This window comes from Rhizomicrobium sp. (genome assembly GCA_037200385.1).
In the GTDB taxonomy this organism is placed as follows: domain Bacteria; phylum Pseudomonadota; class Alphaproteobacteria; order Micropepsales; family Micropepsaceae; genus Rhizomicrobium.
Genome location: JBBCGL010000001.1, coordinates 3,413,250 through 3,439,196, shown reverse-complemented (window position 1 = coordinate 3,439,196; position 25,947 = coordinate 3,413,250). Strand labels below are relative to the sequence as shown.

Here is a 25,947-nt window from a genome sequence, read left to right as displayed (position 1 = left end):
ATTATGGCGCGGCGATCGGCGCTAACCAAGGCAATCCAGCAGAGAAGGTTGATTGGGGCGGGCGGCGATGCGGATCTCCGCGAAGGCCAACGCGGCAAGCGGCTTCGCGGCGGCTTCGCTGATGCAGCATGCGATCACGCGAGTGCAGGCGGCGCCGAGGCCGGCCTCTACCACGCAGGCGGCGAACACCTGGGCGCTGCGGGCGGAGAGCAGAAGGATGGCGTCGAGCGTTCCGCTGCGCAGCGCAGCGCGCGCGGCTGGCGGCAGTTCGCCGACCGCCGACACATCATAGAGCACCTCGGTGCGCACGCTATAGCCGGCAGCGGCGAGGGACGCGGCGAGACGGCCTTCGGCCTCCGCCCCGGCGGCGTGCAGCAGTGCGCCCTCCTGCGGCTTGGCCCAGCCCTGCACGGCGGTAGCGAGATCGTCGGAATTGCCGTCGGCGTTGTGTACGTCGCCGAAGCCGGCATCGCGCGCCGCCTGGGCGGTCTGCGTGCCGACGGTGAAGACGGGAAAGTCGCGCCGCGAACTGCGCCGCGCAAAGGCACGCGCGCCATTGACGCTGGTGAAGAGCAGCGCCTGGACACCCTCGAGATGCAGCGGATGGCCGTCGTGATAGCGGACGCCGAGCAGCGGCGCGATCACCGGCGTGTGGCCGCGGGCGCGCAGCAGGGCCGCCGTTTCCCGTGCGTCGTCGGCCGGGCGGGTGACCAGCACGCGCATTCAGGGCCTTACAGCGCGAGCCAATGCTGGACGCTCGGCTTGAGCGCTTCGCCGGCCTGGCGGCCCGCGTCCTCCGCTTCGGCGCGCGGATTGGGGCCGAAGACGAGGTCGAAAGAGGTCGTCTTGGCGTCGCGTCCGTCGGGTGCCAGCACTTCGCCGCGGAAGGACAGCACGTCGCGCTCCACCGTCGCGAGGCCGGCGATCGGCGTGCGGCACGAACCGTCGAGCGCGGCCTGGAAGGCGCGCTCGCAGGTCAGCGCGAGTTCGGTCGGCGTATGGTTGAGCTGGCCGGTGAGCTCGCGCGCCTGCGTATCGGTCTCCCGGATCTCGATGCCGATCACCCCTTGGGCGAGCGAGGGCAGCCATTGCGCGGGATCGAGCACCTCCGTCGCGCGATCCTGCAGGCCGAGACGCTTGAGGCCCGCCAAGGCGAGGAAGATCGCATCCATCTCGCCCGCGTCGAGCTTGCCCAGCCGCGTGTCGACATTGCCGCGCAGCAGGACGATGTCGAGATCCGGCCGGCGGCGCGCGACCTGGGCGTGGCGGCGCACGGAGCTGGTGCCGACCCGCGCGCCCCCGGGCAGATCGGCCAGCGTGCCGGCCTTGCGGGAGAGGAAGGCTTCGCTCGGATCCTCGCGTTCGAGGAAGGCGCTCAGCGACAGGCCCGGCGGCAGGGCGGTCGGCACGTCCTTCATCGAATGCACCGCGAGGTCGATCTCTTCCTTCAGGAGCGCCTCTTCGAGCTCCTTGACGAACAGGCCTTTGCCGCCGGCATCGGCCAGGCTGCGGTCCTGGATGCGGTCGCCCGAGGTCTTGAGGATCACGATCTCGCAAGGCGCGCCCCTGGCCGCGAGCAGGTCCTTGACCAGATTGGCCTGCACCAGGGCAAGTTTGGAGCCGCGGGTGCCGAGGCGCAGAGGCGTGTGTTGCGGCATGATCTGGGACGGGACCGGGGACGACGGCGGAGCTTAGCAAAGACGCAAACGCATTGCGCGCGCGGCGGGTCCTGGATAGGCCGCGCCGGACAGGCGGCCGCCGGCGAATAAAAATACCCCCGCCCAGGGGGTGCCTGGACGGGGGCGGATTGTGGCCGATACGGAGACTACGGCGGTATTGGGGGGATCGCCGGAGGTCCGCTGTCGGCCCCTTGCCGGAACGCCGCTCGGGGGGAGTGATGGCGCGCCGGCGAAGCTGTCGGCCGGGCGTTAGACGTTCGCGAACACGCCGAAGGTCAGGACACCGGCCAGGACCAGGACCGCGAGCGAGAACAGGCTCGAAACGGCGCCGGCGAAGGCGGAGTGCTGGGCGGGGATCTGGGAATTGATGTTGGTCATGACGGCCTCTCCTTGTATGGACGCCGCCGGGTTGACCGATCAGCGCCGCTGCGAATTTCGTTGCCGGCGACCTGCCGACAGGGTGCATATAGGAGGGGGTCCGGAAGGTTTCAATGAATGGATTCGGAAATATTCAGTGTTCAATAATCCGTTTACGATGTATAACTAGTTGTTATAAATCACTATTTGTGCATTGCAGCGTAAAGCTATGCGCTGGGAGCATGGAAGGAATTCGTCTGCCGTGAAGATCGCAACATGGAACATCAACTCGGTCCGGCTGCGGGCGCCGCTGCTGCAGCGCTTCCTCAAGGAGCACCAGCCCGACGCCGTCGCGCTGCAGGAGACCAAGGTGGAGAACGGGCTGTTCCCGCGCGAGGCCTTCGCCAAGCTCGGCTATGTCCACCAGGCGATCCATGGCCAGAAGGGCTATCACGGGGTCGCGGTGCTCTCGAAGCTGCCGTTCCGGAACACCGCGGTCGACGATTATTGCCGCGAGGGCCATTGCCGCCATATCGGCGTGACCTTCGAGAACGGGGTGGAGCTGCACGACTTCTATGTCCCGGCCGGCGCCGACGTGCCCGATCCCGAGGTCAACCCGAAATTCGCCCACAAGCTCGACTTCCTGCGGCGGATGGAAAGCATCTTCGGCAGGCGCAAGGACCGCAGCCGCGCCGCGGCGATCCTGGTCGGCGACCTGAACGTCGCGCCGCTGGAGCATGACGTGTGGAGCCACAAGCAATTGCTCGACGTGGTGAGCCACACGCCGGTGGAGACGAACCTCCTGGGCGAGGCCAAGGCGGCGTTCGAATGGACCGACGTGACGCGCGAATTCGTGCCGCACGATCAGAAGAGCTATTCGTGGTGGAGCTATCGCGCCCAGGACTGGGAGGCGAGCAACCGCGGCCGGCGGCTGGATCACATCTGGCTCAGCCCGGCGCTGAAGGGCGGGCTGAAGAGCCAGACCATCGTGACCAAGATGCGCGGCTGGCAGAAGGCATCGGATCACGTGCCGGTGGTGGCGGAGATTGATATCTAGCCGTGCCGGTCATCCTTCGAGGCCGCGCTTCGCGCGGCACCTCAGGATGACGCTATCGCTTGATCCATCCCCTGTCGTCATGCCGAGGTGGCCGCGCAGCGGCCCTCGAAGCACGCACTATCCCCGCTTCGTCATCGCGCTCAGCGAGCGCGTCTTGAGATAGGCCTGGTAGTGGAACGTGAAGATGCACATCACCATGTTCGCGGTCGCGCCGTTTTCGGAGAGCGGCAGGTAGAGCGCGTCGTAGTCCGGGAAATAGTGCCCGCGCCACTCGCCGCCGCCGCCGGTCACGCGCAGCGGCGTGCGCGAGGCGCAGGTCTTGCGCAGGATCCACAACACGGAGTCGGTCGCGATGCTGCCGGCCTTGGCCGCGCCATAGGCTTCGCGCACCGTATGCCCGGTGGCGTCGGCGAGGAAATAATCGGCGACCCGGCTGCCGATGAGGCGGAAGCGGAAGTCCTCGCGCTCCGGCAGTACGTCGAGGAAGCAGAGCCAGCCGAGATGCTCCTTGAGATCGGCCGGCGCGATGTCGGCGCGCGACGGCATGGCGCGCGTGCCGCGCTTGGCGGCCCAATAGGTCAGGAAGAAATCGAGGATCGGATTGTCGGTCGCCGCCGGATTTTCGGCGATGGTGACCGAGACGGGCTGCGCCGCCATGATGAACTCCTGATAGCCCGAACGCGCGAATCGGCCTGTGCGCATCACGTTAGAAGATCGGGTGCGGCGAACGCAAAATCTCGCGCGGAAAATGCGCGCTCAATCCGTCTTCGGGGCTTGCGGCCGCTTGAGCGGCGCGATCATGATCGTGGCGGTTGCGGTGGCGATGACTTTCCCGTCTTCGCGCGCCAGCGTCGCTTCGAGGAAGTTGATGCTGCGGCCGCGCTTGATGACCTTGGCTTCGGCAATGTGGCGGCCGGCGCCGCCCTGGTTGAGATAGCTCACCTTCATCTCCAGCGTCGGCGCGATCTCGCCCCACTGCGCGATGAAGCCCGCGGCGACCGCCAGCACGTCGTCCATCACGCAGGCGATCGCGCCGCCATGCAGCGCGCCGAAGCGGTTGAAATGCGGTTCGCCCAGGCCATAGGCGATCTTCACCCAGCCGTCCTCGACGTCGATCTCCAGCAGCTCCTGATTGAGCCAGGCCGAGCAGGGTGCGGCGCGCTTGAAGATCGCCTGGACGTTGGGCGGGAAATCCTGCGGCTTGCTCGTGTCGATGGCGCGGCGCATGGCGGTCCGTTTTCTGATATCCGTGTCGTCATCCTGCACGAGGCCTTGGAGACTGCAAATTGCGCATCGCTTTCCTGCGTCATGGACCGACCGACTGGAACGCGGAAGGCCGCATCCAGGGCCGCATCGACATACCGCTCAGCACGGCGGGACGCGCGAAGATGGCGCGGCTCCTGCCGCCCGAAGGTTTCGAGGCCGCGCGCGCCTATACGAGTCCGCAGCTTCGGGCGCGCGAGACGGCGGCGCTGCTGGGCTTTGCGCAGGCGGTCGCCGATCCGCGGCTGGCCGAGCATCATTGGGGCGCCTGGGAAGGGATGACGCGCGAGGAGATCCTGGCGCGCGACGGTGCCGACGCCTTCACGCGCGCGGGCCTGGGCGCGGACTTCACGCCGAAGGACGGCGAGCGCACCGCCGACCTGCTGGCGCGGGTGGCGGATTTCCTGCGCGAGGTGGCGCGGACGCCGGGCGATGCGCTGGCGGTGGCGCATCGCGGCGTGCTGCGCAGCGCCTACACGCTGGCGACCGGCTGGGACATGCTGACGCCGATGCCGGCGACGCTGGACCTGTCGGCGGCCCTGGTGCTGGAGCTGGATGCCGGCGGCACGCCGCAAATCGCGATACTGAACGCGCCGCTGCGGGCGAGAGGGAGATGAAGCCGGTCCACTGTTATGCCCGCGAGGGCGGCGTGACAGCTTCAATCCCAGAACGGCTTGCGCTTGCGGAAATCCTTCCAGCCTTGCATCGCCTTCTTCGTCAGGCGCTTCTCGCGGCCTGCGTGCCAGCCGGCGACGGCGCCGGCGGCGAAGCGCAGGTCGGGGCCCGAGCCGATGCGTGCCAGCGTGTCGGCGATGCCGTGCACGTCGTTCGCCGCGCCCATCCGGTCGAGCAGCACCTTGAGCGCCTTGATGTAGCGCGCCGTCTTCTTCGGCGGATAGAGCGGGGCGAAGAACTCCGCCGCATAGCGCAGCTTCTTGAGCGCGATGCGCAGCTTGTGGGTGCGCTGGTCGTAGGTCTTGCGCACGCGCTTGCCGCGCTTCCTGGCCCGCGCCCAATGCGCGTCCAGCGCACGGCGCCCCACCTTGCCGATCGTCTTCGGCCCCGAGGGCGCCGACTCGGCCGCCGCGGCGACGTCGTTGAGGAATTCGGCGAAATCGGGATTCTGCACCTCGGCCTGCGCATCGTCCCAGGCCTCGCCGCGGGCATGGCGCAACGCCAGCGCGAAGGCGATGAAGGATTCGTCGCCGGCATATTTGTGCATCACCGGCTTGAGCAGCTCGTCGGTGAAGACGTCGAGCTCGCGCGCCGGACCAAAGGCCTCGGCGATGGCGCGGCCGCGCTTGCCCAGCACCTTCAGCTCCGGCGTTTCGGCGCCGAACGAGCCCAGCGCCATCTGCAGGCGGCGCAGGCCGACGCGGATCTGGTGCACGCCGCGCGGATCGCGCGAGCGGATCGCCGGCGCGTTGCCGGCGACCTGGGCGAGGCATTCGAGCATGGTGGCACGGAACGCCTGCTCCACCGGCATGCCTCGCGCCAACGGCACGCGGCGCGCGTTCACGGCCCGGGCGTGCACCGGACCGGGATGCGAGCGATAGGAGCGGACGATGGCGACGCGCGGCGGCTCTTCCATGCGCGCATCTTTGCCTAAGCGGGGCGCACCGGCAATCCGGCTTTTGCGAGCGCCGCCTTGGCCTGCGCAATCGTCGCCTCGCCGAAATGGAAGATCGAAGCGGCGAGCACGGCCGAGGCGTGGCCGTCGCGCACCCCGGCGACGAGATCCTCCAGCTTGCCGACGCCGCCCGAGGCGATGACGGGAACCGGAACCGCATCGGCGATGGCGCGGGTCAGCGGGATGTCGTAGCCGGCCTTGGTTCCGTCGCGGTCCATCGAGGTGAGCAGGATCTCGCCCGCACCGTATTCGACGAGCTTCACCGCATGGGCGACCGCGTCGATGCCGGTGGCGTTGCGCCCGCCATGGGTGAAGACCTCGAAGGGCGGATGATTGTGCGCGTGGCTGCCCTGTTTCGCGTCGATCGCCGCGACGATGCACTGGCTGCCGAATTTCTCCGCCGCCTCGCGGACGAATTCAGGACGGCGCACCGCTTCGGTGTTGATCGAGACCTTGTCGGCGCCGGCCAGCAGCAGGGCGCGGATGTCGTCGAGCGTCCGCACCCCACCGCCGACGGTGAGCGGCATGAAGCAGACATCCGCCGTGCGGCGCACCACGTCGAGGATGGTGCCGCGGTTCTCGTGGGAGGCGGTGATGTCGAGGAAGCAGAGCTCGTCGGCGCCTGCGGCGTCGTAGATCACCGCCTGCTCCACCGGGTCGCCCGCGTCGCGCAGGGATTCGAAGTTGATCCCCTTGACGACGCGGCCGTCCTTCACATCGAGGCAGGGGATGATGCGGATTTTGAGCATTGGCCAGTAGCGAGTAGCGAGTAGCGAGTAGCGAGTAGGGTAGCCACATTCAGCCCTATTCGCTACTCGCTACTCGCTATTCACGCTTCCTGCTCCGCGCCATGGCCGCAATGTTGAACAACGCCCGCGCCGTCACCGTCTCGGCCGGGACCGCCGTGGTCTTGGTCAGCGCCTCGGTCTCCAGCAGAAGGTCGCAGGCATCGAGCAGGCGGGCGGCCTCCCACAGGGCGAGCTGGGCCTTGAACGAGGCCTGGCGCATGAAATGCAGCGGCGGGCGCAGGCGGCGCAGCGCGCCATCGAGCGGCTCGCCCTTCTCCATCTCCGACTTGACCAGTGCGAGGCGCTGGAAATGACCGAGCGCCATGCGGACGATCGCGACCGGCGAGGTACCCGAGACCCACAAGCGCTCCATCGCGAGGTCCAGCTTGCGCAGATCGCCCTGCCCCGCGGCGTCGAGCGCCTCCTCGGCGCGCACCTCGGCCTCGTCGCCCAGCGTGGCGCGGACGTCTTCCAGCGTGATCTGCTTCTGCCCCTGCGCGTAGAGCGCGAGCTTTTCGAGCTCGCGCCGCGTCACGCCGCGGTCCGAGCCCAGCCGCGACGCGGCGTCGGCCAGGGCATCGGGCGCGATACTGAAGCCCTCGGCCTTCAGCGCGCTCTGGATCACATCGGGCAGGTCGCGCGCCGTGTCGCCATAACAGGCGATGGCGGCCGCGTTGTCGGCGCCCTCGAACACTTTGCGCAGGCCGGTACCCCGCGCGAGGTCGCCGCCCTCGACCACGATCAGCGCATCGCCGGCCGGGTCGTCGAGGAAGCGCTCGAACAGCTTGGCGAGCCCGTTGCCCGCGCCGCGCACCCGCACCACGCGACGGCCGCCCAGCATGGCGATCGCCGCCGCCTCGTCGGCCAGCCGCGCCGGATCGGAGGCCAGCACACCGTCGTCGAGATCGGCGATGAGGAAAGGATCCTTGAGGTCGGGTACGACGCTGCGGATCAGTTTCTCGGCCCGCTCGCGCACTAGGCCCTGGTCGGGGCCGAAGATCAGCGCCGCCACCATCTCCTTGGGGAAATGGGAGAGCGCGCGATCGATGCTGGCGCCTTTGATCTCGGTCATCGCCTGACGAAATAGACGTTGAGATCGAGCCGGATGCGTTCGGCGATGTCTTCCGCGGCCCGCTGGTCGGCATCCTGCTGCGCGGCAAGCGTGCCGTAATTGGCGTTCGGATAGAGGCCGGGGCCCGAGGGCAGCACGTTGTAGGCGGAGAGGCCCGTCTCGATGCCGGAGGTGATGAGCTTCCCGCTCATGTCGGTCAGCGTATAGGTGACTTTCAGCGTGTCGTTGTAGCGCGTGATCGACGACGTGTTGCCGCCGCTCTGCAGCGCGATGCCCTGGCTGGTCTGGGTCAGGGAGAGCTTGAGGCGATAGGCGGCGCCCTGGGCGCTGCCCTGGCCGTCGAGCAGGTCGATCATGCGGTTGCGCAGCTCATAGCCGATCTTGTCGGACACCGGCTCGACATAGATCTGCGACAGCGTCGCCTGCATGCGGCCGTTCATCCCGCCGTAGAGCGGATGGAAACCGCAGCCGGCGAGGAGGAACGTCGAGAGCATGATGGCGATCCACCTCCCCGGAACGGGGAGGTCGAAAAACATCGCAGATGTTTTTCGGGTGGGGCTTTTCGAGGCCGGGCGCCTCCACCCGAAAAATCGCTCCGCGATTTTCCGACCTCCCCCGTTGGGGGAGGTAAACCGAAATGCGACATGCAAAGCGCGCGGTCTCATGCGACGATGTTCACGATCCGGCCGGGGACGACAATGACTTTCTTCGGCGTCTTGCCGTCCAGGGCGCGGACGATGCCCTCTTCCGCCAGCGCGGCGCTGCGGACCGCGGCCTCGTCGGCATTGATCCCGATCGTGATCTCGCTCCGGCGCTTGCCGTTGATCTGGACCGCGATCGTGACGGTCTGGGACTGCGTCAGCGCCGCGATGAAATCCGGCCATTTCGTATCGACCAGCAGCGTGGCATGGCCCAGGGCCTCCCAGCAGCTTTCCGCCAGATGCGGCATCATCGGGCCGACCAGCAGCACGATGGTCTCGAGCGCCTCGCGGCGCACCGCGGCGTCGGCCTTCGGCGCATCCTGGATCGCATTGGCCAGGGTGTAGATCTGCGCCACGGCGCGGTTGAAGCGCAGATTCGCCAGGTCGTCGGTCACCGCCGCGATGGCGCGATGCGTCGCCTGGCGCAGCGCCAGCGCGTCGCCGGATGCCGCACCGACCTTGGTGCCCGGCGCAGGCAGGCCTTCGGCTTCGCTCACCAGGCGCCAGATGCGCTGAACGAACCGCCAGCAGCCCTCGGCCCCCGATTCCGACCAGTCGACGTCGCGCTCCGGCGGCGAATCCGAGAGCATGAACCAGCGGATCGCGTCGGCGCCGTAAGCGTCGATCATGCCCATGGGCGCGACGACGTTCTTCTTGGACTTCGACATCTTCTCCGAAGGACCGACCGTCACTTCGGTATCGGTGCCTTTCAGGAACGCCCGGTCGCCGCGCTTCTCGACCTCGGCCGGCTCGATCCAGCCGCCATTATGGCCCTTATAGGTCTCGTGGCAGACCATGCCCTGGGTGAACAGGCTGGCGAAGGGCTCGTCGATCTTCGCCCAGCCCGTGGCGTGCATGGCGCGGGTGAAGAAGCGGGCATAGAGCAGATGCAGGATCGCATGCTCGATCCCGCCGATATACTGGTCCACGGGCAGCCAGTAGTTCACCGCGTCGCGGTTCACCGGATCGGCCGCGAAGGGATCGGCGAAGCGCGCGAAATACCAGGACGAATCCACGAAGGTGTCGAGCGTGTCGGTGTCGCGCCGCGCTTCGCCGCCGCAAGACGGGCACGTCGTGTGCTTGAAGGTGGGATGCGCGTCCAGCGGATTGCCCTTGACCGAGAAGTCCAGGTCGTCGGGCAGCTTGATCGGCAGGTCGCTTTCGGGCGCCGGCACCACGCCGCAGGCGGCGCAATGGATCATCGGGATCGGGCAGCCCCAGGCGCGCTGGCGCGAGGCGAGCCAGTCGCGCAGGCGGTAATTCACCGTGCGCCGGCCCTTGCCCGCCGCTTCCAGGCGGGCGGCGACTTCGCGCTTCGCGGTCTCGACATCCATGCCGTCCAGGAAGCGCGAATGCACCAGCCGGCCGGGGCCGACATAGGCCTCGGTGCTCACGTCCACATCCGCCGCGCCTTCGGGCGCCACGACCGGCAGGATCGGCAGGCGGTACTTGGTCGCGAAATCCCAGTCGCGCTGGTCATGCGCCGGACAGCCGAAGATCGCGCCGGTGCCGTATCCCATCAGCACGAAATTGGCGACCATCACCGGCAGCTTCCAGTCGGGATCGAAGGGATGCGACGCGGTCAGGCCGGTGTCGTAGCCCAGCTTCTCCGCCGTCTCGATCTCGGCCTCCGCCGTGCCCGTGCGGCGGCACTCGGCGATGAAGTCGCGCAATTTCGGATCTGTCTTCGCCAATTCCTCCGTCAGCGGATGATCGGGCGAGAGCGCGACGAAGCTGGCGCCGAACAGCGTGTCGGGCCGCGTCGTGAAGACGTCGAGCGCGGTCAGGTTCGACAGGTCGAAGGCGAAGCGCAAGCCCTCGGAGCGGCCGATCCAGTTCTTCTGCATCAGCCGGACCTTCTCGGGCCACTTCTCCAGCTGGTCCAGGGCGCGCAGCAATTCCTCGGAATAGCGGGTGATGCGGAAGAACCACTGGCTCAGCTTGCGCCGCTCCACGGCCGCGCCGGAGCGCCAGCCCTTGCCGTCGATCACCTGCTCATTGGCGAGCACGGTCATGTCGACCGGATCCCAGTTGACGTCCGCCTCGTGGCGGTAGACGAGGTCGCCGGCGTAGAAATCCAGGAACAGCTTCTGCTGGTGCTTGTAGTAGTCCGGGTCGCAGGTCGCGAATTCGCGGCTCCAGTCGATCGCCAGGCCCAGCGATTTCAGCTCGGCGCGCATCGCGTCGATATTCGCATAGGTCCATTCGCGCGGATTGATGCCGCCGTCGCGCGCCGCGTTCTCCGCCGGCAGGCCGAAGGCGTCCCAGCCCATCGGGTGCAGGACGTTGAACCCTTGCGCCCGGCGGAAGCGCGCGATGACGTCGCCCATCGTGTAGTTGCGCACATGGCCCATGTGCACGCGCCCCGACGGATAGGGGAACATCTCGAGCACATAGCATTTGGGCCGGGAATGGTCGGTCGAGGTGAGGAAGGACTGGCGCGCGTTCCACGCCGCCTGCCATTTCGGTTCCGATTCCTTGGCGTTGTACCGCGCCATCGCTTCGCTCTTCCTCTGCCGCCGCTTTACGATGAGGCCGCTGAGGCCTCCGGCGTGGGATCAGGCTACAGCGATTTGCTCGAGATTAATTGCCTTCGCTCGCAAGTCGAAGCTCGCGGGCACGGGTCAGGATCGCGTCCTCCAGCTTCACGGCGGTGTCGTTCGACACCGTGGCGTCGGCCCAGCCGTCCGCCGCCTTGGTCTGGCGGAACACCGCGACCTTGAGGCCATCGGCGCGCAGGTTGCGGTCCAGGATGTAGACCGTGACCTTCATGCGCTCGGTCGGGGTCTGGGGCGGCGAATACCACTCGGTGATCACCACGCCGCCGAACGGATCGGCCGAGGCCAGCGGCACGAAGGACAGCGTGTCCAGCGTCGCATGCCACAGATAGGAATTCACGCCCAGGGTGCGCGCGCCGGAGTTCGCGGAGATCGCGGTCGCGCCGCTGCTGTTGTCGGGCATCGTGTTGTCCGAGCTGCAACCGGCCAGGATGACGGCCAAGGCCAGGACGGAAAGAACTCGCATGGGACCGCTTTCGTTGTTGGTGCTGCCAAAGACAGCGCGTTCGCGCGTCCTTGGGGAGCCCCTCTTTTACGCCCCCCACAAGGCAGCGCTTATAAAAGGGTCTTACCGGGGGCGCAACCGGGCTTACGCGGCGATTATTAACGTCCTGACAGGCGCTTAACCCGAAATCCGGGATGCTGTGCTATGACAGGCAAAAGGCCGCGGCCGGTGAGGGATCGTTTGCGCATGAGGAATTCGCTGGGCCGCAGGCTGGCCCTTGGGACCGCGCTGGGCGCCGTGCTGTGCAGCCCGGCCGCCGCCGCCTGGGACGATTGGAGCGTGGCGCCGCTGACCGGTTTTGCCGGCGACCTGGCCTATTCGGTCGGCGGGCAGGCCTATGGCAGCGCGTTCGACGCCGACCAGCCGTCAGGGCCGTTCGGCAAGGTCAGCGCCACCGGCGCTGCCGCGCTGAAGGCCAGCCTGCAGCGCGACTATGACAGCGGCCTGTCGCTCGCGGTCAAAGGGACGTTCGAGCTCTATCACGACGATCTCTCGAGCGACAATTACGGCGGCGACCTGCTCGCCAAGCTCTACGGCACGGCGCAGACCGGGCTGGGGCGGATCGATGTCGGCATGACGGACGGCGCGGCTTACGCGCTCGCGGTCACCGGCCCCGTCGTGAACGGCGAGGTCACGATCGACAATCCGAACGCGACCTTCTTCCGCGATCCGTCGACCGGTGCGGCCTTCATCAACGTGTTCGCGCTCAACAGCGCGGTCGAGTCGTCGCTCAACTACGCCAAGGTCTCCTATTATACGCCGCGCCTGTTCGGGGTGCAGCTGGCGGCGTCCTTTACGCCGTCGGAGGGCAAGGACGTCCTGCCGTTCCTCAACAATGGGCCGGCGGGGCCGAACCGGCAGAAGAGCCTGTGGGAAGGGGCGCTGAACTATTCGGATTCCTTCGGGCCGATCACCCTGCAGGCCTATGCGGGCATCACGGTCGGGCATGGCGATCGCAAGACGGTGGGCCATGCCGGGCTGACCGACTGGGGCGCGGGCGGCGAAGCCGACTGGGACATCGACGACGACACCAAGCTCGCGGTCGGCGGCGCCTTCCGCCAGGCCAACACCTATGCCTTCGACATCAACAACGCGCTGGCGTCCGGCGCGACGCGGAGCCTGCATCTGAGCACGGTGCTGTCGCGCGGCGCCTGGTCGCTGGGCGGCGAGTTCGGCACCGGCAATGCCGACGGCGCGCTCGGCCTCGCCGATCTGGGCGTGCATGCCTATGAGATCGATGCGGCCTATGCGGTGAACGCCAATCTGCAGCTCAGCGGCGGCTGGCAGAAGCTGCACTACACGCGCGACATCGGTACGTTCTACAACGGCGCGCCGCGGGTGGAGATGGACGCGGTGTTCCTGCACGCGGTGGTGAATATCTGAACGATCTTTTCCTCCCCCGTTGTTACGGGGGAGGTGGCTCGCCGCGTAGCGGCGAGACGGAGGAGGCGGACCCGATGGCTCCCCCCTCCATCATCGCTGCGCGATGGTCCCCCTCCCCCGTAACCACGGGGGAGGAAAACGCCAGCGCGCCGATCGCCGCGATGCCGGCAAAGCCGTGCAGCCGCTGCGCATTCTGCGCCTCGATGCCGCCAAGCGCATAGACCGGCAGGCCGCAGGCGCGCGCCATCGCGTTGGCGCGGACGGCGCCGAGGGCGGCGCGGCCGGGATGCGAGCGCGTCGGAAAGACCGGTGAGAGGAAGACCGCGTCGAGATATGGATCATGCGCGACCGTGCCATGCGCCGCGGCGGTGATCAGCCAGCGCGGATGGCGGGCGCGCCAATGGCCAGCCTCGCCGGCACGAGCCTGCGGCAGATGCAGGCCATCGGCCTGCGCCGCCAGGCGCGGATCGTCCGCGACGAGGCGGACGAGATCGCGCGGCATCGCGTCGAGCAACGCGGCGCGGCGGGCGGGATCGCGGGCGCGGACGACAATGAGGGAGCCCTTCGGCAGCGCGCGGGCGGCGGCCAGAGGATCGGGCAGGCGCTCGTCATCCGTCAGCAGCGCGAGCGGCGGCAGCAGGCCCGCCATGCCGCACGCGACATTGAGCCGGGCCGCTTGCCTTGCCAGCATGCGTCGCGTGAGAGTGTCGGCCACATGACCCCCGAGCAAATCAACGAGAACCTGTCGGCCATTGTCGCGCGCATCGACGCGGCGCGAAAGGCGGCGATCCGGCCCGCGCCGTCCACCACCCTGATCGCGGTGAGCAAGACGCATGGGCCGGAGGACATCGCGCCGGCACTGGTCGCGGGCCAGCGCGTGTTCGGCGAGAACCGCGTGCAGGAAGCGCAAGGCAAATGGCCGGCGCTGCGCGAGGCCTATGGCGATATCGAGCTGCACCTGATCGGTCCCTTGCAAAGCAACAAGGCGCGCGAGGCGGTGGCGCTGTTCGATGCGATCCACACGCTCGACCGGCCCCGACTGGTCGAGGTGCTGCGCAGCGAGCTCGACCGCAGCGCACGGGCGCCGTTCCTCTTCATCCAGGTCAACACCGGCGAGGAGCCGCAAAAGGCCGGCGTGCCGCCGCGCGAGGCCGATGGGCTGATAGCGCTGGCGCGCAAGCTGGGACTGCCGCTCGAGGGCCTGATGTGCATTCCGCCGGCTGCCGAAGCGCCGGCGCCGCATTTCGCGCTGCTGCACAAGATCGCCGCCGAGAACGGCCTGCCCCTGCTCAGCATGGGGATGTCGGGCGATTTCGAGACCGCGATCCGCTTCGGGGCCACCCATGTGCGGGTCGGCAGCGCGATCTTCGGCGAACGCCCTAAGGGCTGACGCTCAGCGTGTCGCCGGGCGCGAGCCGCGCCAGCACCGCGAGCAGATCGTCCCGCACCAGCGCGATGCAGCCCTCGGTCGCGCCGTAGTCGGCGCGCGCGACATGCAGGAAGATCGCGCTGCCCGCCCCGGCCACGACCGGGGCATCATTGAAGCCGAGCACGGCGACCAGGTCGTAGAGCGGATCGTCGCGCCATAGCGCTTCGTGGCTGGGGGCAAAGGGGCGCCGGATCTGCGTGTTGTAGGCCGGATCGTCCGGCGCATCGCACCAGCCGTCTTGCGGCGTCAACGCGGCGAGCGGCAGGCCGGTATGCGGCGCGACGAGACGATCGGCGCGATAGAGGATGCGGCGGACCGCGAAGCGGCCGAGCGGCGTGATGCCATCGCCCTCGCGCGATTTGGCGCCGATGCCGCCGCGCCCGACGGCGGCGCGGTAGCGCCGGCCGGCACACTCGAGGACGGCTTCGCGGCCGCTTGGCGTAACGCCGAGATTCATTCCGCCAGGCTAGCGCGAAGCGCGGGCGGAGGCACCGGCTGCGGCACGACATTGAGGGAGCGGCGATAGGCTTCCGTGGCGCGCAGGGCGACGCTGAGAGCCGAATCCTTGCCGGCCAGCGCCTGGATGAGCGTGTCTTGTCCCGGCACCATGAGCGTGTCGAGCGCCGCCGGCTGGACCTCGGCGGGTGCGGACAGCGCCGGTGCCGTCGATGCGACCGGCGTGGCGGTGGTGTCGATCGGCTGGGCCTTGGCGGCGGGCGCGGCTTCAGCGACGCCGGTGGCCGGCGCTGAGGAATCGAGCAGGTGCTGCGCATAGGCGAGCGCGGTGTCGCCGAAGCTCTTGCCGGTGATCTTCGTGAAGATCGAGTCGGCCAGCGAACCGGCAAAGCCCATCGCGCCGCCATAGAGCGTGTCCCCCGCGAGCTTGGGGAAGGTCTTGATCTGATCGCCGGTGATCTTGCGGTAGAGCGTGCTGACGACCGGGATGTGCTGCAACGGATTGACGATGTCGAGCGCGTCGGCGAACGAAAAGCCGTGATCGTCCGGGTCCGTCGACGCGGCCGCGCTCGCCGCCGCGGCGGCAGGGCCGGCGGCGGTGGGATTGACCGCATGGGCGGAGAAATTGACGAAGGCCATGCCCGGGAAAGAGCAAGAGCCTTGCCAGCGGCAAAGCCGCCGGATGCCGGTGTCCCGACACCCGCGGCGGCAGATATTGCCGGGCAGAGGCCGCCGGCTCCGCAAACGGAAGACGGAATCGGCGCGGCGTCAGCCCGCCCGCGCCGCGTGGTCGGCGAGCACCGCGGCGATGCAGGCGCTGACCCTCTTGGCGGTCGGGATGTGGAGGAATTCGTTGGGGCCGTGCGCGTTGGAGTGCGGCCCCAGGACGCCGGTCACCACGAACTGCGTGCCGGGAAATTTCTCGCCCAGCATCGCCATGAACGGGATCGAGCCGCCTTCCCCCATGAACGCCACCGGCTTGCCGAAATGGCTTTCGCTGGCGCGTTTGAGCGACGCCGCCAGCCAGGGCGCCAGCGCCGGCGCGTTCCAGCCCGTCTGGCCGGCATCGGCGTCGAACCGCACCTCGGCGCCATAGGGCGCGTCGGCTTCGAGTGTGCTCTTGAGCGCGTTGATCGCCGCCTCGGCGTCGCAGGTCGGCGGCAGGCGGACGCTGAGTTTCGCGGTAGTGTAGGGCAGCAGCACATTGCCGCCGTTCTCGGGCAGCGGATAGCCGTCCATCGCGGTGACCGCGAGCTGCGGCCGCCAGGTGCGGTTGAGGATCAGCTCCGTCAGGTCGCTCGCCATCGGCTTGGTGCCGCCGGCCAGCGGCATCTTGGTGTAGACCGCGTCGCCCAGGATCTGCGCCGAGGCGCGCGCCTGTTCGAGGCGGTCCGGCGGCACCTGCACATAGAGCTCGTCGAGCTTGATGATGCCCGTCGCCTCGTCCTCGATGCGCGACAGCAGGCCGCGCGCGATGCGGAAGGAGGAGGGCACGATGCCGCTGGCATCGCCCGAATGCACGCCCTCGGTCAGGACCCGCACGGTGAGATTGCCCATCGCGATGCCGCGCAGCGACGTCGTGAGCCAGAGCTGGTCGTAATTGCCGCAGCCCGAGTCGAGGCAGACGACGAGGTCGGGCGTGCCGATGCGGTCTGCGAGATGATCGATATAGAAAGGCAGGTCGTAGGAGCCGGATTCCTCGCAGGCCTCGATGCAGATCACGCAGCGCGCATGCGCCTTGCCCTCTTCGCGCAGGGACAGGATCGCCGCCAGCGAGGCGAACATCGCATAGCCGTCATCGGCGCCGCCGCGGCCATAGAGCTTGTCGTCCTTGGTGACGGGGGTCCACGGCCCGGTGCCTTCGGTCCAGCCCTTCATCTCCGGCTGCTTGTCGAGATGGCCGTAGAGCAGCACCGTGCCTTTCGCCTCGCCCGGGATCTCCATGAAGATCAGCGGCGTGCGGCCCTTGAGGCGCACCACCTCCAGCGCGGCGCCCGCGATCTTGCCGAGCTTCTTGTGGGCCCAGGCTTCGAACAGGGCGACGGCACGCTCCATGTGGCCGTGCACCTCCCAGTCGGGATCGAAATGCGGCGACTTGTTGGGGATGCGGATGTAGTCGGTCAGCGTGGGGAGAATGTCGTCTTCCCAGATATGTTCGAGGAAGGCCGGAATTTTTGCGCTGGTCATGAGGTGCCGCGTTTGTCCGTTTGCCGCGATAGTATTACTTTGGCAGGTAAGAAAAGGAAATCGCCATGCGCATCACCAGCAAAGGCCAAGTCACGATCCCGGCGCGGGTCCGCGAAGAAGGCGGGTTCATGCCGAACACCGAAGTCGATTTTGTCCGCAATACCAAGGGCAATTTCGAAATCGTGCCGGCGAAGGACCGCGGCAAGGCGAAAAGCCGGGGGGAAAAACTCATCGAGCAGATGAAGAAAGGCCCCCGGATCACCGGCATGACGACGGAGCAGATCATGAAGCTCACGCGCGGCTGACGTGCCTTCCATCCTGGTCGACAGCAGTATTCTGATCGATGTCCTTGCGGTGCAGTCCGTATGGGCGGCGCAATCCGACAAGGCCCTGCGGGACGCCGCAAATCGCGGGCTGTTGGTGATCAATCCGATCATCTTCGCAGAAGTGTCCGTCGGATTTCCCCGGTTCGAAGACGCGCATATCGCCATTCCCGGCATATTCGCGCGCGAGGAGATTCCTTACGAGGCCGCGTTCCTCGCCGGCAAGGCCTATCGGACCTATCGCAAGAATCGCGGCGAGAAACGCTCGCCGCTTCCCGATTTCTTCATCGGGGCGCATGCCGCGATCCGGGGCTACGATCTTCTGACCCGGGATCACGCCCGCTACAGGACCTATTTTCCGTCGGTGCGCCTCGTCGCCCCTTAAAGCGCCGCGACCACCGCGGCGTTGTAGATCTCGCTCATCTTGGCGCCGAGCGGGGCGATCTGGACCGATTTCTCCAGGCCCACCAGCAGCGGTCCCATCATCGTGACGCCGCCGAGCTGCGACAGCAGGCGCGTCGAGATCGCCGCCGAATGGATCGCCGGCATGATCAGGACGTTCGCCGTGTCGGTCAGGCGGCAGAACGGGTAGAGCAGCATCTTCTCCCGGTCCAGCGCGACGTCGACCGCGATCTCGCCGTCATATTCGAAATCGACGCCGCGGTTGTCGAGGATGTGCACCGCCTCGACGATGCGCTCCGACCGCTCGGAGCGCGGGAAGCCGAAGGTCGAAGAGGCCAGCATCGCGACCCGCGGCGTGAAGCCGAAGCGCCGCGCCACGCCGGCGGTCTGCACCGCGATGTCGGCGAGCTGCTCGCTGGTCGGCATTTCGTGCACCGAGGTGTCGGCGACGAACACCAGCCGGCCGCGCGCGAAGATCAGCATCACGCCGATCGGCCGCTCGCCCTTGGGCGGATCGAGCACCAGGCGCACGTCGTTGAGCGCCGCCGCATAGTTGCGCGTCGCGCCCGTCACCATCGCATCCGCATCGCCCATGGCGAGCATCGAGGAGGCATAGACGTTGCGGTCGTTGGTCACCATGCGCACCGCGTCGCGATAGAGCGTGCCGTTGCGCTGCAGCCGCTTGTAGAGGAATTCGATATAGGGCTGCGCCTCCTGCGCCGAATGCGGCACGCGGATCTCCAGCGTATGCTCCTCGATGCCGGCGCGGCGAATGCCGCTCTTGATGACCTCTTCGCGGCCCACGAGGATCGCCTTGCCGAGGCCGGAATTCTGGAATGCCGCGGCGGCGCGGATGACGGATTCCTCCTCGCCTTCCGCGAACACGACGCGCTTGGGATTGGCCCGCACGCTGGCGGTGATGCGCTGGAACAGCGCCGCCGAAGGATCGAGCCGCGCCGAGAGCTGGAAGGAATAGGCGTCGAGATCCTTGATCTCGCGGCGCGCCACGCCGGACTTGATCGCAGCCTCGGCCACGGCGCGCGAGACGCGGCTGATCAGCCGCGGATCGAACGGCACCGGGATGATGTATTCGGGACCGTATTCCGGGCGTGCCCCGCGATAGGCGGCGGCGACCTCGTCCGGCACGTCCTCGCGGGCCAGCTCGGCCAGCGCCTCGGCGGCGGCGATCTTCATTGCCTCGTTGATGGTCCTGGCGCGCACGTCCAGCGCGCCGCGGAAGATGTAGGGAAAGCCCAACACATTGTTGACCTGGTTGGGATAGTCGCTGCGCCCGGTCGCGACGATGGCGTCGGAGCGCACCGCCTTGACGTCTTCGGGCGTGATCTCGGGATCGGGATTGGCCATGGCGAAGATGATCGGCGCCTTGCGCATCGTCATCACCATCTCCTGCGTCACCGCGCCCTTGACCGAAAGGCCGAGGAACACGTCGGCGCCCTTCATCGCGTCTGCGAGGGTGCGCGCATCGGTGTCGATGGCATGGGCGCTCTTCCACTGGTTCATGCCGTTGGTGCGGCCGCGGTAGACGACGCCCTTGGAGTCGCAGAGGATCGCGTTGGCGTTGGGCAGGCCCATCGACTTGAGCAGCTCCAGGCAGGCGATGCCCGCCGCGCCGGCGCCGTTCACCACCACTTTGAGATCGTCGATCTTGCGGCCCGTGAGGTGCATCGCATTGATGATGCCGGCGGTGGAGATGATCGCGGTGCCGTGCTGGTCGTCATGGAACACCGGGATGTCCATCATCTCGCGCAGCCGCTCCTCGATGACGAAGCAGTCCGGCGCCTTGATGTCCTCCAGGTTGATGCCGCCGAAAGAGGGGCCGAGATAGCGCACCGCGGCGATGAAGGCGTCGACGTCCGAGGTGTCGACCTCCAGGTCGATGGAATCGACGTCGGCGAAGCGCTTGAACAGCACCGCCTTGCCCTCCATCACCGGCTTGGAGGCGAGCGCGCCGAGATCGCCGAGCCCGAGGATCGCGGTGCCGTTGGAGATCACCGCCACCAGATTGCCTTTGGAAGTGTATTCATAAGCGAGGTCCGGATTCTCGGCGATCGCCAGCACCGGCACCGCGACGCCGGGCGAATAGGCGAGCGACAGGTCGCGCTGCGTCGCCATCGGCTTGGTCGGCGTGATCTCGAGCTTGCCGGGCTTGCCCTGGGAGTGGAAGGCGAGAGCCTCCTCCTTGGTGAAAGAGGGGCGTTTGCTGTTTGACATGTTGTTACCGTTGAAACCAATCCACAGAATATCCCCCTTTGGGGGCAGGCATTTCAATGCCTGATACTGGGTGAGCGATGCGGCATGATAATGTCAGTGCCATGAACGAGCAGTCCCCCGACACGCAGGACGGTGCATCTTCGCCACATGGCGCGCCTGAGGGCGCATCTTCGCCACATGGCGCGCCTGAGGGCGCGACACCCATGATGGCGCAATATCTGGCGATCAAGGCCGCCCAGGCCGATTATCTGCTGTTCTACCGCATGGGCGACTTCTACGAGCTGTTCTTCGAAGACGCGGTACGGGCGTCGGAAGCGCTCGACATCGCGCTGACCAAGCGCGGCAAGCACCAGGGCGACGACATCCCGATGTGCGGCGTGCCCGTTCACGCCGCGGAAGCCTATCTCGAGAAGCTGATCCGCAAGGGCTTCCGCGTCGCGGTCTGCGAGCAGATCGAGGATCCGGCCGAGGCGAAGAAGCGCGGCGCCAAATCGGTGGTCAAGCGCGAGGTCATCCGGCTGGTGACGCCGGGCACCTTGACGGAGGATTCGCTGCTGGAGGCGCGGTCGGCGAACACGCTGGCGGCGCTGGGCCGGGCGGGCGGCGCCTTCGCCATCGCGGCGGCCGACATCTCGGCCGGCACGTTCAGCGTCGCGGCGGTCGAGCCGGGCGAGATCGCCACCGAACTGGCGCGCGTGGCGCCGCGCGAGCTGCTGGTGCCCGACGCGCTGCTGGCCGACGAGACCCTCGCGCCCGTCCTCAAGGCGTTCGGTCCGGCGCTATCGCCGCTGCCGTCGCTCAAATTCGACTCCGGCACGGGCGAACGCGCCCTGAAGGCGCACTACAAGGTACAGAGCCTCGACGGGTTCGGCGCGTTCGGCCGCGCCGAGCTGTCGGCGGCGGGCGCGTTGATCGCTTATCTGGATCTGACGCAGAGGGGCAACCTGCCGGCCCTGCGCACGCTGTCGCGCATCGCGCCGCGCGCCTTCATGGGGCTGGACGCGGCGACACGGCGCAATCTCGAACTGACGCAGACCCTGGCGGGCGAGCGCAGGGGCAGCCTCCTTGCCGTCGTCGACCGTACCGTCACCGCCGCCGGCGCGCGCGAGCTGGGCACCCGGCTCGCCGCCCCGCTCACCGATGTGGCGGCGATCGCGGCGCGTCACGATGCGGTCGCGTTCTTCGCCGAGGACGCGGAGCTGCGCCGGGTGCTGCGCGACGATCTGCGCCGCGCGCCCGACATCGCGCGCGCCCTGGCGCGCCTCTCGGTCGGCCGCGGCGGCCCGCGCGACCTCGCCAACCTGCGCGACGGCATACGCTGCGCCCGCGCCCTGCGCGCCCGGCTCAAGCTCGACGACCCGCTGAAGCCCGCGCCCGGCGAATTGCGCCAGGCCTGCCGCGACCTCGCCGAGGGGGTCGCCGACGCCTCGCGCCTGACCGACCAGCTCGACCTTCTGCTGGTGCCCGAGCCGCCCTTCCTCGCCCGCGACGGCGGTTTCATCGCGGGCGGCGTGCATGCGCCGCTGGACGAGGTGCGCAAGCTGCGCGACGAATCCCGCCGCGTGGTCGCGGGCCTGGAGGCGCGCTATCGCGACCAGTCGGGCGTCGGCCAGTTGCGCATCAAGCACAATGGCGTGCTCGGCTATTTCATCGAGGTGACGCCGCAGCATGCCGACAAGCTGCAGGCCGGCGACAACCGCGCCCTGTTCCGCCATCGCCAGACCATCGGCAGCGCGGTGCGCTTCACCACCGACGAGCTCGCAACCCTTGCGACGCGCATCAGCCAGGCCGCCGACCAGGCGCTGGCGCTGGAGCGCGAGCTGTTCGACCGCCTGGTGACGCTGGCGGTGGACGGCGCCGCCGCGCTCGGCACGGTGGCGAGCGCGCTGGCGGTGATCGACGTGGACACCGCGCTGGGCGAGCTTGCCGTCGCCGGCCGCCATGTCCGGCCGACGATCGACGGCAGCGCCGCGTTCAAGATCGTCCGCGGCCGCCATCCCGTGGTCGAGGCCGCGCTGGCCGGCGATCACGCGCATCCCTTCGTGCCCAATGATTGCGACCTGTCGCCGGGCGGCATCGGACGGCTATGGCTGGTCACCGGTCCGAACATGGCGGGCAAGTCGACCTTCCTGCGGCAGAACGCGCTGATCGCGATCCTCGCCCAGGCGGGCGCCTTCGTCCCGGCCGACAGCGCACATATCGGCGTGGTGGACCGGCTGTTCAGCCGCGTCGGGGCGGGCGACGATCTCGCCGCGGGCCGCTCGACCTTCATGGTCGAGATGGTGGAGACCGCCGCCATCCTCAACCAGGCGACGGAGCGCAGCCTCGTCATCCTCGACGAGATCGGGCGCGGCACCGCGACCTTCGACGGCCTCGCCATCGCCTGGGCCAGCGCCGAGCACCTGCACGAGAAGAACAGGAGCCGTGCGCTGTTCGCGACGCATTATCACGAGATGACGGCACTGGCCGAACGCCTGTCGTCGCTCGCCTGCGTGACGATGCGGGTCCGCGAATGGAACGACAGCATCGTCTTCCTGCATGAGGTGGCGCGGGGCGCCGCGGACCGCTCCTACGGCATCCATGTCGCCAAGCTCGCGGGGCTGCCGCCGGCGGTGGTCGGCCGCGCCGAGGAGGTGCTCAAGGCGCTGGAGGACGGCCGTGAGGGCCACAAGCCGCTCGCCCGGATCGACGACCTGCCGCTCTTCTCGGCCTCAAGCGCCGAAGCCCGAAAAGAGACGAGCGGCGTGGAGGATGCGATGCGCGCCATCGAGCCGGACACGCTCACGCCGCGCGAAGCGTTGGAGCAGCTCTATGCCCTCAAGAAGCTGCTTGCCCGTTAGCGAATGGCTTCAATTGTCGTCGTCGTCATCGTCGCTGTGATGCGCCGGCGGTGCGGGCGGTTGGGCGGCGTGACCCGGCACGGGCGGGACCGGGGGAATGCCGGGGACGGGCGGCATCGGCGGCACCGGCGGAATGCGGTCGCCGATCATGACGCTCGCCATGCCGTCATTCGACAGCTTGCCGCGATAGGCCTTGATGTGGACGTTGCCCGAGCCCAGCGCGCTGATCGACGGATTGACCGCGACGCCGCCGAAATACAGGTCGCCCGCGCCCGCGATATCGACCCGCAGCGGATCGGCGACGCCGTCGGCGATCTTGACGTTGCCCGAGCCCGCGATGTCGATGCTCACCGGCCCGTTGACCCTGGCCGCCGTAAAGTCGCCCGAACCGGCGATCTCGATATGCACGCCGCCGGTGATTGAGCCGACCTGCGCATCGCCCGAGCCGTAGATCTCGGCCCTCACGCTGCCGGCATGGCTGGCGGTGACGTGGCCGGAGCCCGCGATCTCCAGGCGCAGATCGCCCGCGACATCCGCGATCGACGTCTTGCCCGAGCCGGCCATCATGACATGCGCCTCGCGCACCCGCCCGACCGTGGCGTTGCCCGCGGTGGTCTCCAGCCGGATGACGCCATAGGTGTCGCCGACCGTCGTGTCGCCGATCATGTCCTCGACCCGGACATCACCGCCCTTGGGCACGGTCACCTTGATGTAGAGCTTGCCCGAGTGGTCGTCATGGATGTGCGAAAAGTCGAACCAGCTGCGCCAGTCCCACACATTGTAGCTGTCGGTCTCGTTGCCCGAGATGCGCAGCACATTGCCGTCGGCGCGCACCGAGACGCCGCTGATCAAATTTTTGGGGCCCGAGACGTCGACCTTCATCGGCCCGTTCTGCACATTGACCCGGACATTGCCGATGATGTCCTCGACCCGCAGCGCGGTCGTGGGAAAGCTCTTGGTGGGCCAGGTGACCCAGCCCGGATCGCCCGCCGCGGCCGGGAGGACCAGGAGCGCGGCCACCGCCGCACCGATCAGCATCGAGCTTGTCTTGTTCCGCATGGCACTCGCCCTCCAGGGGCGTTGTTGTCGTCTCAAGGGGACACATAGGGTGTCCCCATTAGTGGCGCATGAACGTTATTTTTGCGAGGCCGCCCTGCGTGGACGGAAGGGGAACAAACTAGTCCTAAGTGTCCGTTTTCACGGCATCAGGCGATAGCCGCCGCTTTCGGTCACCAGGATGCGCGCCTGCCCGGGATTGGCCTCGATCTTCTGGCGCAGACGGTAAATGTGGGTTTCGAGCGTGTGGGTGGTCACCGCCGGATTGTAGCCCCAGACCTCATGCAGCAGCGTCTCGCGCGGCACCGTCTCCCCCGAGCGGTAGAGGAATTTGAGGATATTGGTCTCCTTTTCCGTCAGCCGGATCTTCTTCTCCGCCGGGTCGAGCAGGACCTTGGCGCTGGGCCGGAAGGTATAGGGGCCGATGCGGTAGACCGCCTCCTCGCTCTGGCCATGGCTGCGCAGATGCGCATGCACCCGCGCCATCAGCACCGCGAAGCGGAAGGGCTTGGTGACATAATCGTTGGCGCCGGATTCCAGGCCTTCGATGGCGTCGGCATCGCTGTCGGCGGCCGTCAGCAGGATGATCGGCGCGGTGACCCCGCCGTCGCGGAAGCTGCGGCATAAGGCGCGGCCGTCGCCGTCCGGCATGCTGACATCGAGGATCATGAACTCGTACAATCCCTCTGCCGCGCGGTCGCGTGCCTCCGCGCAGTTGGACGCCTCGACGATGGTGTAGGGGCCTTCACTGGCGAGCTGTTCGGCGAGCGAGCTTCGCAGCATCGCATCGTCGTCGACCAGAAGAACGCGCTTGGCGCTGGGCATGTCCGTCCGAAAGGTAAGCGGGGCGGCAGGACTCTACCCGGTTTTGCGGACCGGGTGTATGTGGAAAGCAGATGAAGCCTTCGTCACGCCCGTCCAAAACCCCGCCCTCCTCGCCCGTCGACCGCGTGATCGTCGCGGTCGATGCCTTCCGGCGCGGCCGCCCCGTCGCGATAAAGGGCGAAGGCGGCGCCGTCCTCGCCCATGCCGTCGAGACCCTGGCCCCGAAAACGCTGAAGGCGCTGCAGGCTGGGCGGCCGCGCCTGGTGCTCTCCCATGCCCGTGCCCGGACGTTGAAGATCCGCCTCTACACACCGGACGTGGTCGCGCTGGGCGTGCCGCCGGAAATGGACCTCGCAAGGTTGCGCGCCATCGCCGATCCGACCGAAGACCTGAGCTATCCGTTGAAGGGGCCGTTCGAGGCCATCCGCGATGCCCTGCCGCGGGCCGCCGCCGCGTCGGTGAAGCTGGCCAAGCTCGCCGGCCTCCTGCCCGCGGCGCTGATCGTCGGTCCCCGCAATGCGCCGAAGGACGTCGTGACGCTCGGCGCCGCCGACATCTTCGCCTATGACGACGAGATTGTGCGCACCCTGAAGATCGTCGCGCGCGCCCGTGTGCCGCTGGAAGGCGCGGAGAAGACCGAACTGATCTCGTTCCGCCCCGAGGATGGCGGGCCGGAGCACTATGCGATCGTGATCGGCGCGCCGCCGACCGACAAGCCCGTGCTGACGCGCTTGCATTCGGAGTGCTTCACCGGCGATCTGCTGGGCTCGTTGAAATGCGATTGCGGCTCGCAGCTGCGCGGCGCCATCGACGCGATCTCCAAGGCAGGCGGTGGCGTGCTGCTCTATCTGGCGCAGGAAGGCCGCGGCATCGGGCTGATCAACAAGCTGCGTGCCTACCGCCTGCAGGATCAGGGGTTCGACACGGTCGAGGCCAATGAGCGGCTCGGCTTCGCGGCGGATGAGCGGCAATATGGGCTCGCAGCGCAGATGCTCAAGCTGCTCGGCTACCGCTCGGTGCGGCTGCTGACCAACAATCCCGACAAGGTCGCGGCGCTGAAGGCGGCCGGTGTCGCGGTGACCACCCGCGTGAAGCATGCCTTCCCGGAGAATGAGCACAACCGCGCCTATCTGCGGACGAAGGCCGAGAAGGCAGGTCATCTGCTCTGAGTGTGCCGCTGGCGGCGGACATGGCGCGGCTCGGC

Annotated in this window: 26 protein-coding genes; 8 read left to right on the top strand and 18 right to left on the bottom strand. The window is 68.0% G+C overall.

Going from position 1 to position 25,947, the window contains the following annotated elements:
* Positions 1-21: 21 nt before the first annotated feature.
* From WDM91_16410 to WDM91_16400, 3 genes are all read right to left on the bottom strand, one after another.
* The gene (locus tag WDM91_16410) at positions 22-723 is read right to left on the bottom strand and encodes a uroporphyrinogen-III synthase (protein ID MEI9996180.1); all 702 of its coding nucleotides are present in this window, start codon (positions 721-723) and stop codon (positions 22-24) included.
* An 8-nt stretch (positions 724-731) separates the two neighbouring features.
* Positions 732-1,658: a hydroxymethylbilane synthase gene (gene hemC / locus WDM91_16405; protein ID MEI9996179.1), complete on the bottom strand. Its 927-nt coding sequence runs from the start codon at positions 1,656-1,658 to the stop codon at positions 732-734.
* A 270-nt stretch (positions 1,659-1,928) separates the two neighbouring features.
* Positions 1,929-2,057: a hypothetical protein gene (locus tag WDM91_16400; GenBank protein ID MEI9996178.1), complete on the bottom strand. Its 129-nt coding sequence runs from the start codon at positions 2,055-2,057 to the stop codon at positions 1,929-1,931.
* 241 nt (positions 2,058-2,298) lie between these two features.
* Between WDM91_16400 and WDM91_16395 the strand changes: the two genes are divergently transcribed.
* A complete protein-coding gene (locus WDM91_16395; GenBank protein MEI9996177.1) occupies positions 2,299-3,093 on the top strand; it encodes an exodeoxyribonuclease III in 795 nt (264 codons plus the stop codon).
* A 117-nt stretch (positions 3,094-3,210) separates the two neighbouring features.
* Here WDM91_16395 and WDM91_16390 read toward each other — a convergent pair whose 3' ends face one another.
* Together WDM91_16390 and WDM91_16385 are read right to left on the bottom strand one after the other, a co-directional pair.
* Positions 3,211-3,750 (bottom strand): PAS domain-containing protein, encoded by a 540-nt coding sequence (locus WDM91_16390; protein ID MEI9996176.1) that lies wholly within the window; start codon positions 3,748-3,750, stop codon positions 3,211-3,213.
* A gap of 99 nt (positions 3,751-3,849) precedes the next feature.
* On the bottom strand, positions 3,850-4,320 hold the full coding sequence (locus WDM91_16385) for a PaaI family thioesterase (protein ID MEI9996175.1): 471 nt from the start codon (positions 4,318-4,320) through the stop codon (positions 3,850-3,852).
* A gap of 59 nt (positions 4,321-4,379) precedes the next feature.
* Between WDM91_16385 and WDM91_16380 the strand changes: the two genes are divergently transcribed.
* Positions 4,380-4,973, top strand: coding sequence for a histidine phosphatase family protein (locus WDM91_16380; GenBank protein MEI9996174.1), 594 nt, complete (start codon positions 4,380-4,382; stop codon positions 4,971-4,973).
* 41 nt (positions 4,974-5,014) lie between these two features.
* Here WDM91_16380 and WDM91_16375 read toward each other — a convergent pair whose 3' ends face one another.
* The 6 genes from WDM91_16375 to WDM91_16350 all read right to left on the bottom strand — a co-directional run bounded on the left by WDM91_16375 (position 5,015) and on the right by WDM91_16350 (position 11,571).
* Positions 5,015-5,947 carry a CHAD domain-containing protein gene (locus WDM91_16375; GenBank protein MEI9996173.1) on the bottom strand — a complete coding sequence of 311 codons (933 nt, stop codon included), beginning with the start codon at positions 5,945-5,947 and terminating at the stop codon, positions 5,015-5,017.
* Between the two features lie 14 nt (positions 5,948-5,961).
* Positions 5,962-6,735 carry an imidazole glycerol phosphate synthase subunit HisF gene (gene hisF, locus WDM91_16370; protein ID MEI9996172.1) on the bottom strand — a complete coding sequence of 258 codons (774 nt, stop codon included), beginning with the start codon at positions 6,733-6,735 and terminating at the stop codon, positions 5,962-5,964.
* A gap of 76 nt (positions 6,736-6,811) precedes the next feature.
* Positions 6,812-7,846: a DNA polymerase III subunit delta gene (holA, locus tag WDM91_16365; protein MEI9996171.1), complete on the bottom strand. Its 1,035-nt coding sequence runs from the start codon at positions 7,844-7,846 to the stop codon at positions 6,812-6,814.
* Positions 7,843-8,340, bottom strand: coding sequence for an LPS assembly lipoprotein LptE (gene lptE / locus WDM91_16360; GenBank protein MEI9996170.1), 498 nt, complete (start codon positions 8,338-8,340; stop codon positions 7,843-7,845). Before lptE ends, holA begins: the two co-directional genes overlap by 4 nt.
* A 167-nt stretch (positions 8,341-8,507) precedes the next feature.
* Positions 8,508-11,045, bottom strand: coding sequence for a leucine--tRNA ligase (gene leuS / locus WDM91_16355; protein ID MEI9996169.1), 2,538 nt, complete (start codon positions 11,043-11,045; stop codon positions 8,508-8,510).
* An 85-nt stretch (positions 11,046-11,130) separates the two neighbouring features.
* Positions 11,131-11,571: a DUF3576 domain-containing protein gene (locus WDM91_16350; GenBank protein ID MEI9996168.1), complete on the bottom strand. Its 441-nt coding sequence runs from the start codon at positions 11,569-11,571 to the stop codon at positions 11,131-11,133.
* A gap of 225 nt (positions 11,572-11,796) precedes the next feature.
* On the opposite strand from WDM91_16350, the gene WDM91_16345 reads away from it, so the two are divergent.
* Positions 11,797-12,993 (top strand): hypothetical protein, encoded by a 1,197-nt coding sequence (locus tag WDM91_16345; GenBank protein ID MEI9996167.1) that lies wholly within the window; start codon positions 11,797-11,799, stop codon positions 12,991-12,993.
* 22 nt (positions 12,994-13,015) lie between these two features.
* On the opposite strand, the gene WDM91_16340 is transcribed toward WDM91_16345, so the two are convergent.
* Positions 13,016-13,708: a thiamine phosphate synthase gene (locus WDM91_16340; protein ID MEI9996166.1), complete on the bottom strand. Its 693-nt coding sequence runs from the start codon at positions 13,706-13,708 to the stop codon at positions 13,016-13,018.
* Between WDM91_16340 and WDM91_16335 the strand changes: the two genes are divergently transcribed.
* Complete coding sequence (locus WDM91_16335; protein ID MEI9996165.1) at positions 13,709-14,383, top strand: YggS family pyridoxal phosphate-dependent enzyme; 675 nt, start codon at positions 13,709-13,711, stop codon at positions 14,381-14,383.
* Here the strand turns inward: WDM91_16335 and WDM91_16330 are convergent.
* The 3 genes from WDM91_16330 to WDM91_16320 all read right to left on the bottom strand — a co-directional run bounded on the left by WDM91_16330 (position 14,373) and on the right by WDM91_16320 (position 17,065).
* A complete protein-coding gene (locus tag WDM91_16330) occupies positions 14,373-14,879 on the bottom strand; it encodes a L,D-transpeptidase family protein (protein ID MEI9996164.1) in 507 nt (168 codons plus the stop codon). The two genes, WDM91_16335 and WDM91_16330, sit on opposite strands and share 11 nt — an antisense overlap.
* Entirely contained in the window at positions 14,876-15,517 is a 642-nt protein-coding gene (locus WDM91_16325) for a hypothetical protein (protein MEI9996163.1), read from the bottom strand. The genes WDM91_16330 and WDM91_16325 overlap by 4 nt, the downstream gene beginning before the upstream one ends.
* 129 nt (positions 15,518-15,646) lie before the next feature.
* A complete protein-coding gene (locus WDM91_16320) occupies positions 15,647-17,065 on the bottom strand; it encodes a M20 family metallopeptidase (GenBank protein MEI9996162.1) in 1,419 nt (472 codons plus the stop codon).
* 65 nt (positions 17,066-17,130) lie between these two features.
* Here WDM91_16320 and WDM91_16315 point away from each other — a divergent pair, with 65 nt between their 5' ends.
* Together WDM91_16315 and WDM91_16310 are read left to right on the top strand one after the other, a co-directional pair.
* A complete protein-coding gene (locus tag WDM91_16315; protein MEI9996161.1) occupies positions 17,131-17,370 on the top strand; it encodes an AbrB/MazE/SpoVT family DNA-binding domain-containing protein in 240 nt (79 codons plus the stop codon).
* Between the two features lies 1 nt (position 17,371).
* The gene (locus WDM91_16310; GenBank protein MEI9996160.1) at positions 17,372-17,773 is read left to right on the top strand and encodes a type II toxin-antitoxin system VapC family toxin; all 402 of its coding nucleotides are present in this window, start codon (positions 17,372-17,374) and stop codon (positions 17,771-17,773) included.
* Here the strand turns inward: WDM91_16310 and WDM91_16305 are convergent.
* The gene (locus WDM91_16305) at positions 17,770-20,022 is read right to left on the bottom strand and encodes an NADP-dependent malic enzyme (GenBank protein ID MEI9996159.1); all 2,253 of its coding nucleotides are present in this window, start codon (positions 20,020-20,022) and stop codon (positions 17,770-17,772) included. The genes WDM91_16310 and WDM91_16305 overlap by 4 nt on opposite strands.
* Before the next feature lie 101 nt (positions 20,023-20,123).
* Here WDM91_16305 and mutS point away from each other — a divergent pair, with 101 nt between their 5' ends.
* Positions 20,124-22,862, top strand: coding sequence for a DNA mismatch repair protein MutS (mutS, locus tag WDM91_16300; GenBank protein ID MEI9996158.1), 2,739 nt, complete (start codon positions 20,124-20,126; stop codon positions 22,860-22,862).
* A 9-nt stretch (positions 22,863-22,871) separates the two neighbouring features.
* Here the strand turns inward: mutS and WDM91_16295 are convergent, their stop codons facing one another.
* Together WDM91_16295 and WDM91_16290 are read right to left on the bottom strand one after the other, a co-directional pair.
* Positions 22,872-23,921 carry a DUF2807 domain-containing protein gene (locus WDM91_16295; GenBank protein MEI9996157.1) on the bottom strand — a complete coding sequence of 350 codons (1,050 nt, stop codon included), beginning with the start codon at positions 23,919-23,921 and terminating at the stop codon, positions 22,872-22,874.
* Positions 23,922-24,059: 138 nt separating this feature from the next.
* Entirely contained in the window at positions 24,060-24,743 is a 684-nt protein-coding gene (locus tag WDM91_16290; protein MEI9996156.1) for a response regulator transcription factor, read from the bottom strand.
* A gap of 71 nt (positions 24,744-24,814) precedes the next feature.
* On the opposite strand from WDM91_16290, the gene ribA reads away from it, so the two are divergent.
* A complete protein-coding gene (gene ribA / locus WDM91_16285) occupies positions 24,815-25,912 on the top strand; it encodes a GTP cyclohydrolase II (protein MEI9996155.1) in 1,098 nt (365 codons plus the stop codon).
* The last annotated feature ends 35 nt before the right edge of the window (positions 25,913-25,947 follow it).

Bases quoted from the DNA above. Each gene is read 5' to 3' on its own strand.
- holA (MEI9996171.1), bottom strand. From the start codon at position 7,846: ATGACCGAGATCAAAGGCGCCAGCATCGATCGCGCGCTCTCCCATTTC.
- WDM91_16400 (MEI9996178.1), bottom strand. From the start codon at position 2,057: ATGACCAACATCAATTCCCAGATCCCCGCCCAGCACTCCGCCTTCGCC.
- WDM91_16375 (MEI9996173.1), bottom strand. From the start codon at position 5,947: ATGGAAGAGCCGCCGCGCGTCGCCATCGTCCGCTCCTATCGCTCGCAT.
- WDM91_16290 (MEI9996156.1), bottom strand. From the start codon at position 24,743: ATGCCCAGCGCCAAGCGCGTTCTTCTGGTCGACGACGATGCGATGCTG.
- WDM91_16335 (MEI9996165.1), top strand. From the start codon at position 13,709: ATGACCCCCGAGCAAATCAACGAGAACCTGTCGGCCATTGTCGCGCGC.
- WDM91_16390 (MEI9996176.1), bottom strand. From the start codon at position 3,750: ATGGCGGCGCAGCCCGTCTCGGTCACCATCGCCGAAAATCCGGCGGCG.
- WDM91_16345 (MEI9996167.1), top strand. From the start codon at position 11,797: ATGAGGAATTCGCTGGGCCGCAGGCTGGCCCTTGGGACCGCGCTGGGC.
- leuS (MEI9996169.1), bottom strand. From the start codon at position 11,045: ATGGCGCGGTACAACGCCAAGGAATCGGAACCGAAATGGCAGGCGGCG.
- WDM91_16330 (MEI9996164.1), bottom strand. From the start codon at position 14,879: ATGAATCTCGGCGTTACGCCAAGCGGCCGCGAAGCCGTCCTCGAGTGT.
- WDM91_16315 (MEI9996161.1), top strand. From the start codon at position 17,131: ATGCGCATCACCAGCAAAGGCCAAGTCACGATCCCGGCGCGGGTCCGC.
- hemC (MEI9996179.1), bottom strand. From the start codon at position 1,658: ATGCCGCAACACACGCCTCTGCGCCTCGGCACCCGCGGCTCCAAACTT.
- WDM91_16320 (MEI9996162.1), bottom strand. From the start codon at position 17,065: ATGACCAGCGCAAAAATTCCGGCCTTCCTCGAACATATCTGGGAAGAC.
- hisF (MEI9996172.1), bottom strand. From the start codon at position 6,735: ATGCTCAAAATCCGCATCATCCCCTGCCTCGATGTGAAGGACGGCCGC.
- WDM91_16350 (MEI9996168.1), bottom strand. From the start codon at position 11,571: ATGCGAGTTCTTTCCGTCCTGGCCTTGGCCGTCATCCTGGCCGGTTGC.
- mutS (MEI9996158.1), top strand. From the start codon at position 20,124: ATGAACGAGCAGTCCCCCGACACGCAGGACGGTGCATCTTCGCCACAT.
- WDM91_16295 (MEI9996157.1), bottom strand. From the start codon at position 23,921: ATGCGGAACAAGACAAGCTCGATGCTGATCGGTGCGGCGGTGGCCGCG.
- WDM91_16385 (MEI9996175.1), bottom strand. From the start codon at position 4,320: ATGCGCCGCGCCATCGACACGAGCAAGCCGCAGGATTTCCCGCCCAAC.
- WDM91_16325 (MEI9996163.1), bottom strand. From the start codon at position 15,517: ATGGCCTTCGTCAATTTCTCCGCCCATGCGGTCAATCCCACCGCCGCC.
- WDM91_16410 (MEI9996180.1), bottom strand. From the start codon at position 723: ATGCGCGTGCTGGTCACCCGCCCGGCCGACGACGCACGGGAAACGGCG.
- WDM91_16305 (MEI9996159.1), bottom strand. From the start codon at position 20,022: ATGTCAAACAGCAAACGCCCCTCTTTCACCAAGGAGGAGGCTCTCGCC.
- lptE (MEI9996170.1), bottom strand. From the start codon at position 8,340: ATGCTCTCGACGTTCCTCCTCGCCGGCTGCGGTTTCCATCCGCTCTAC.
- ribA (MEI9996155.1), top strand. From the start codon at position 24,815: ATGAAGCCTTCGTCACGCCCGTCCAAAACCCCGCCCTCCTCGCCCGTC.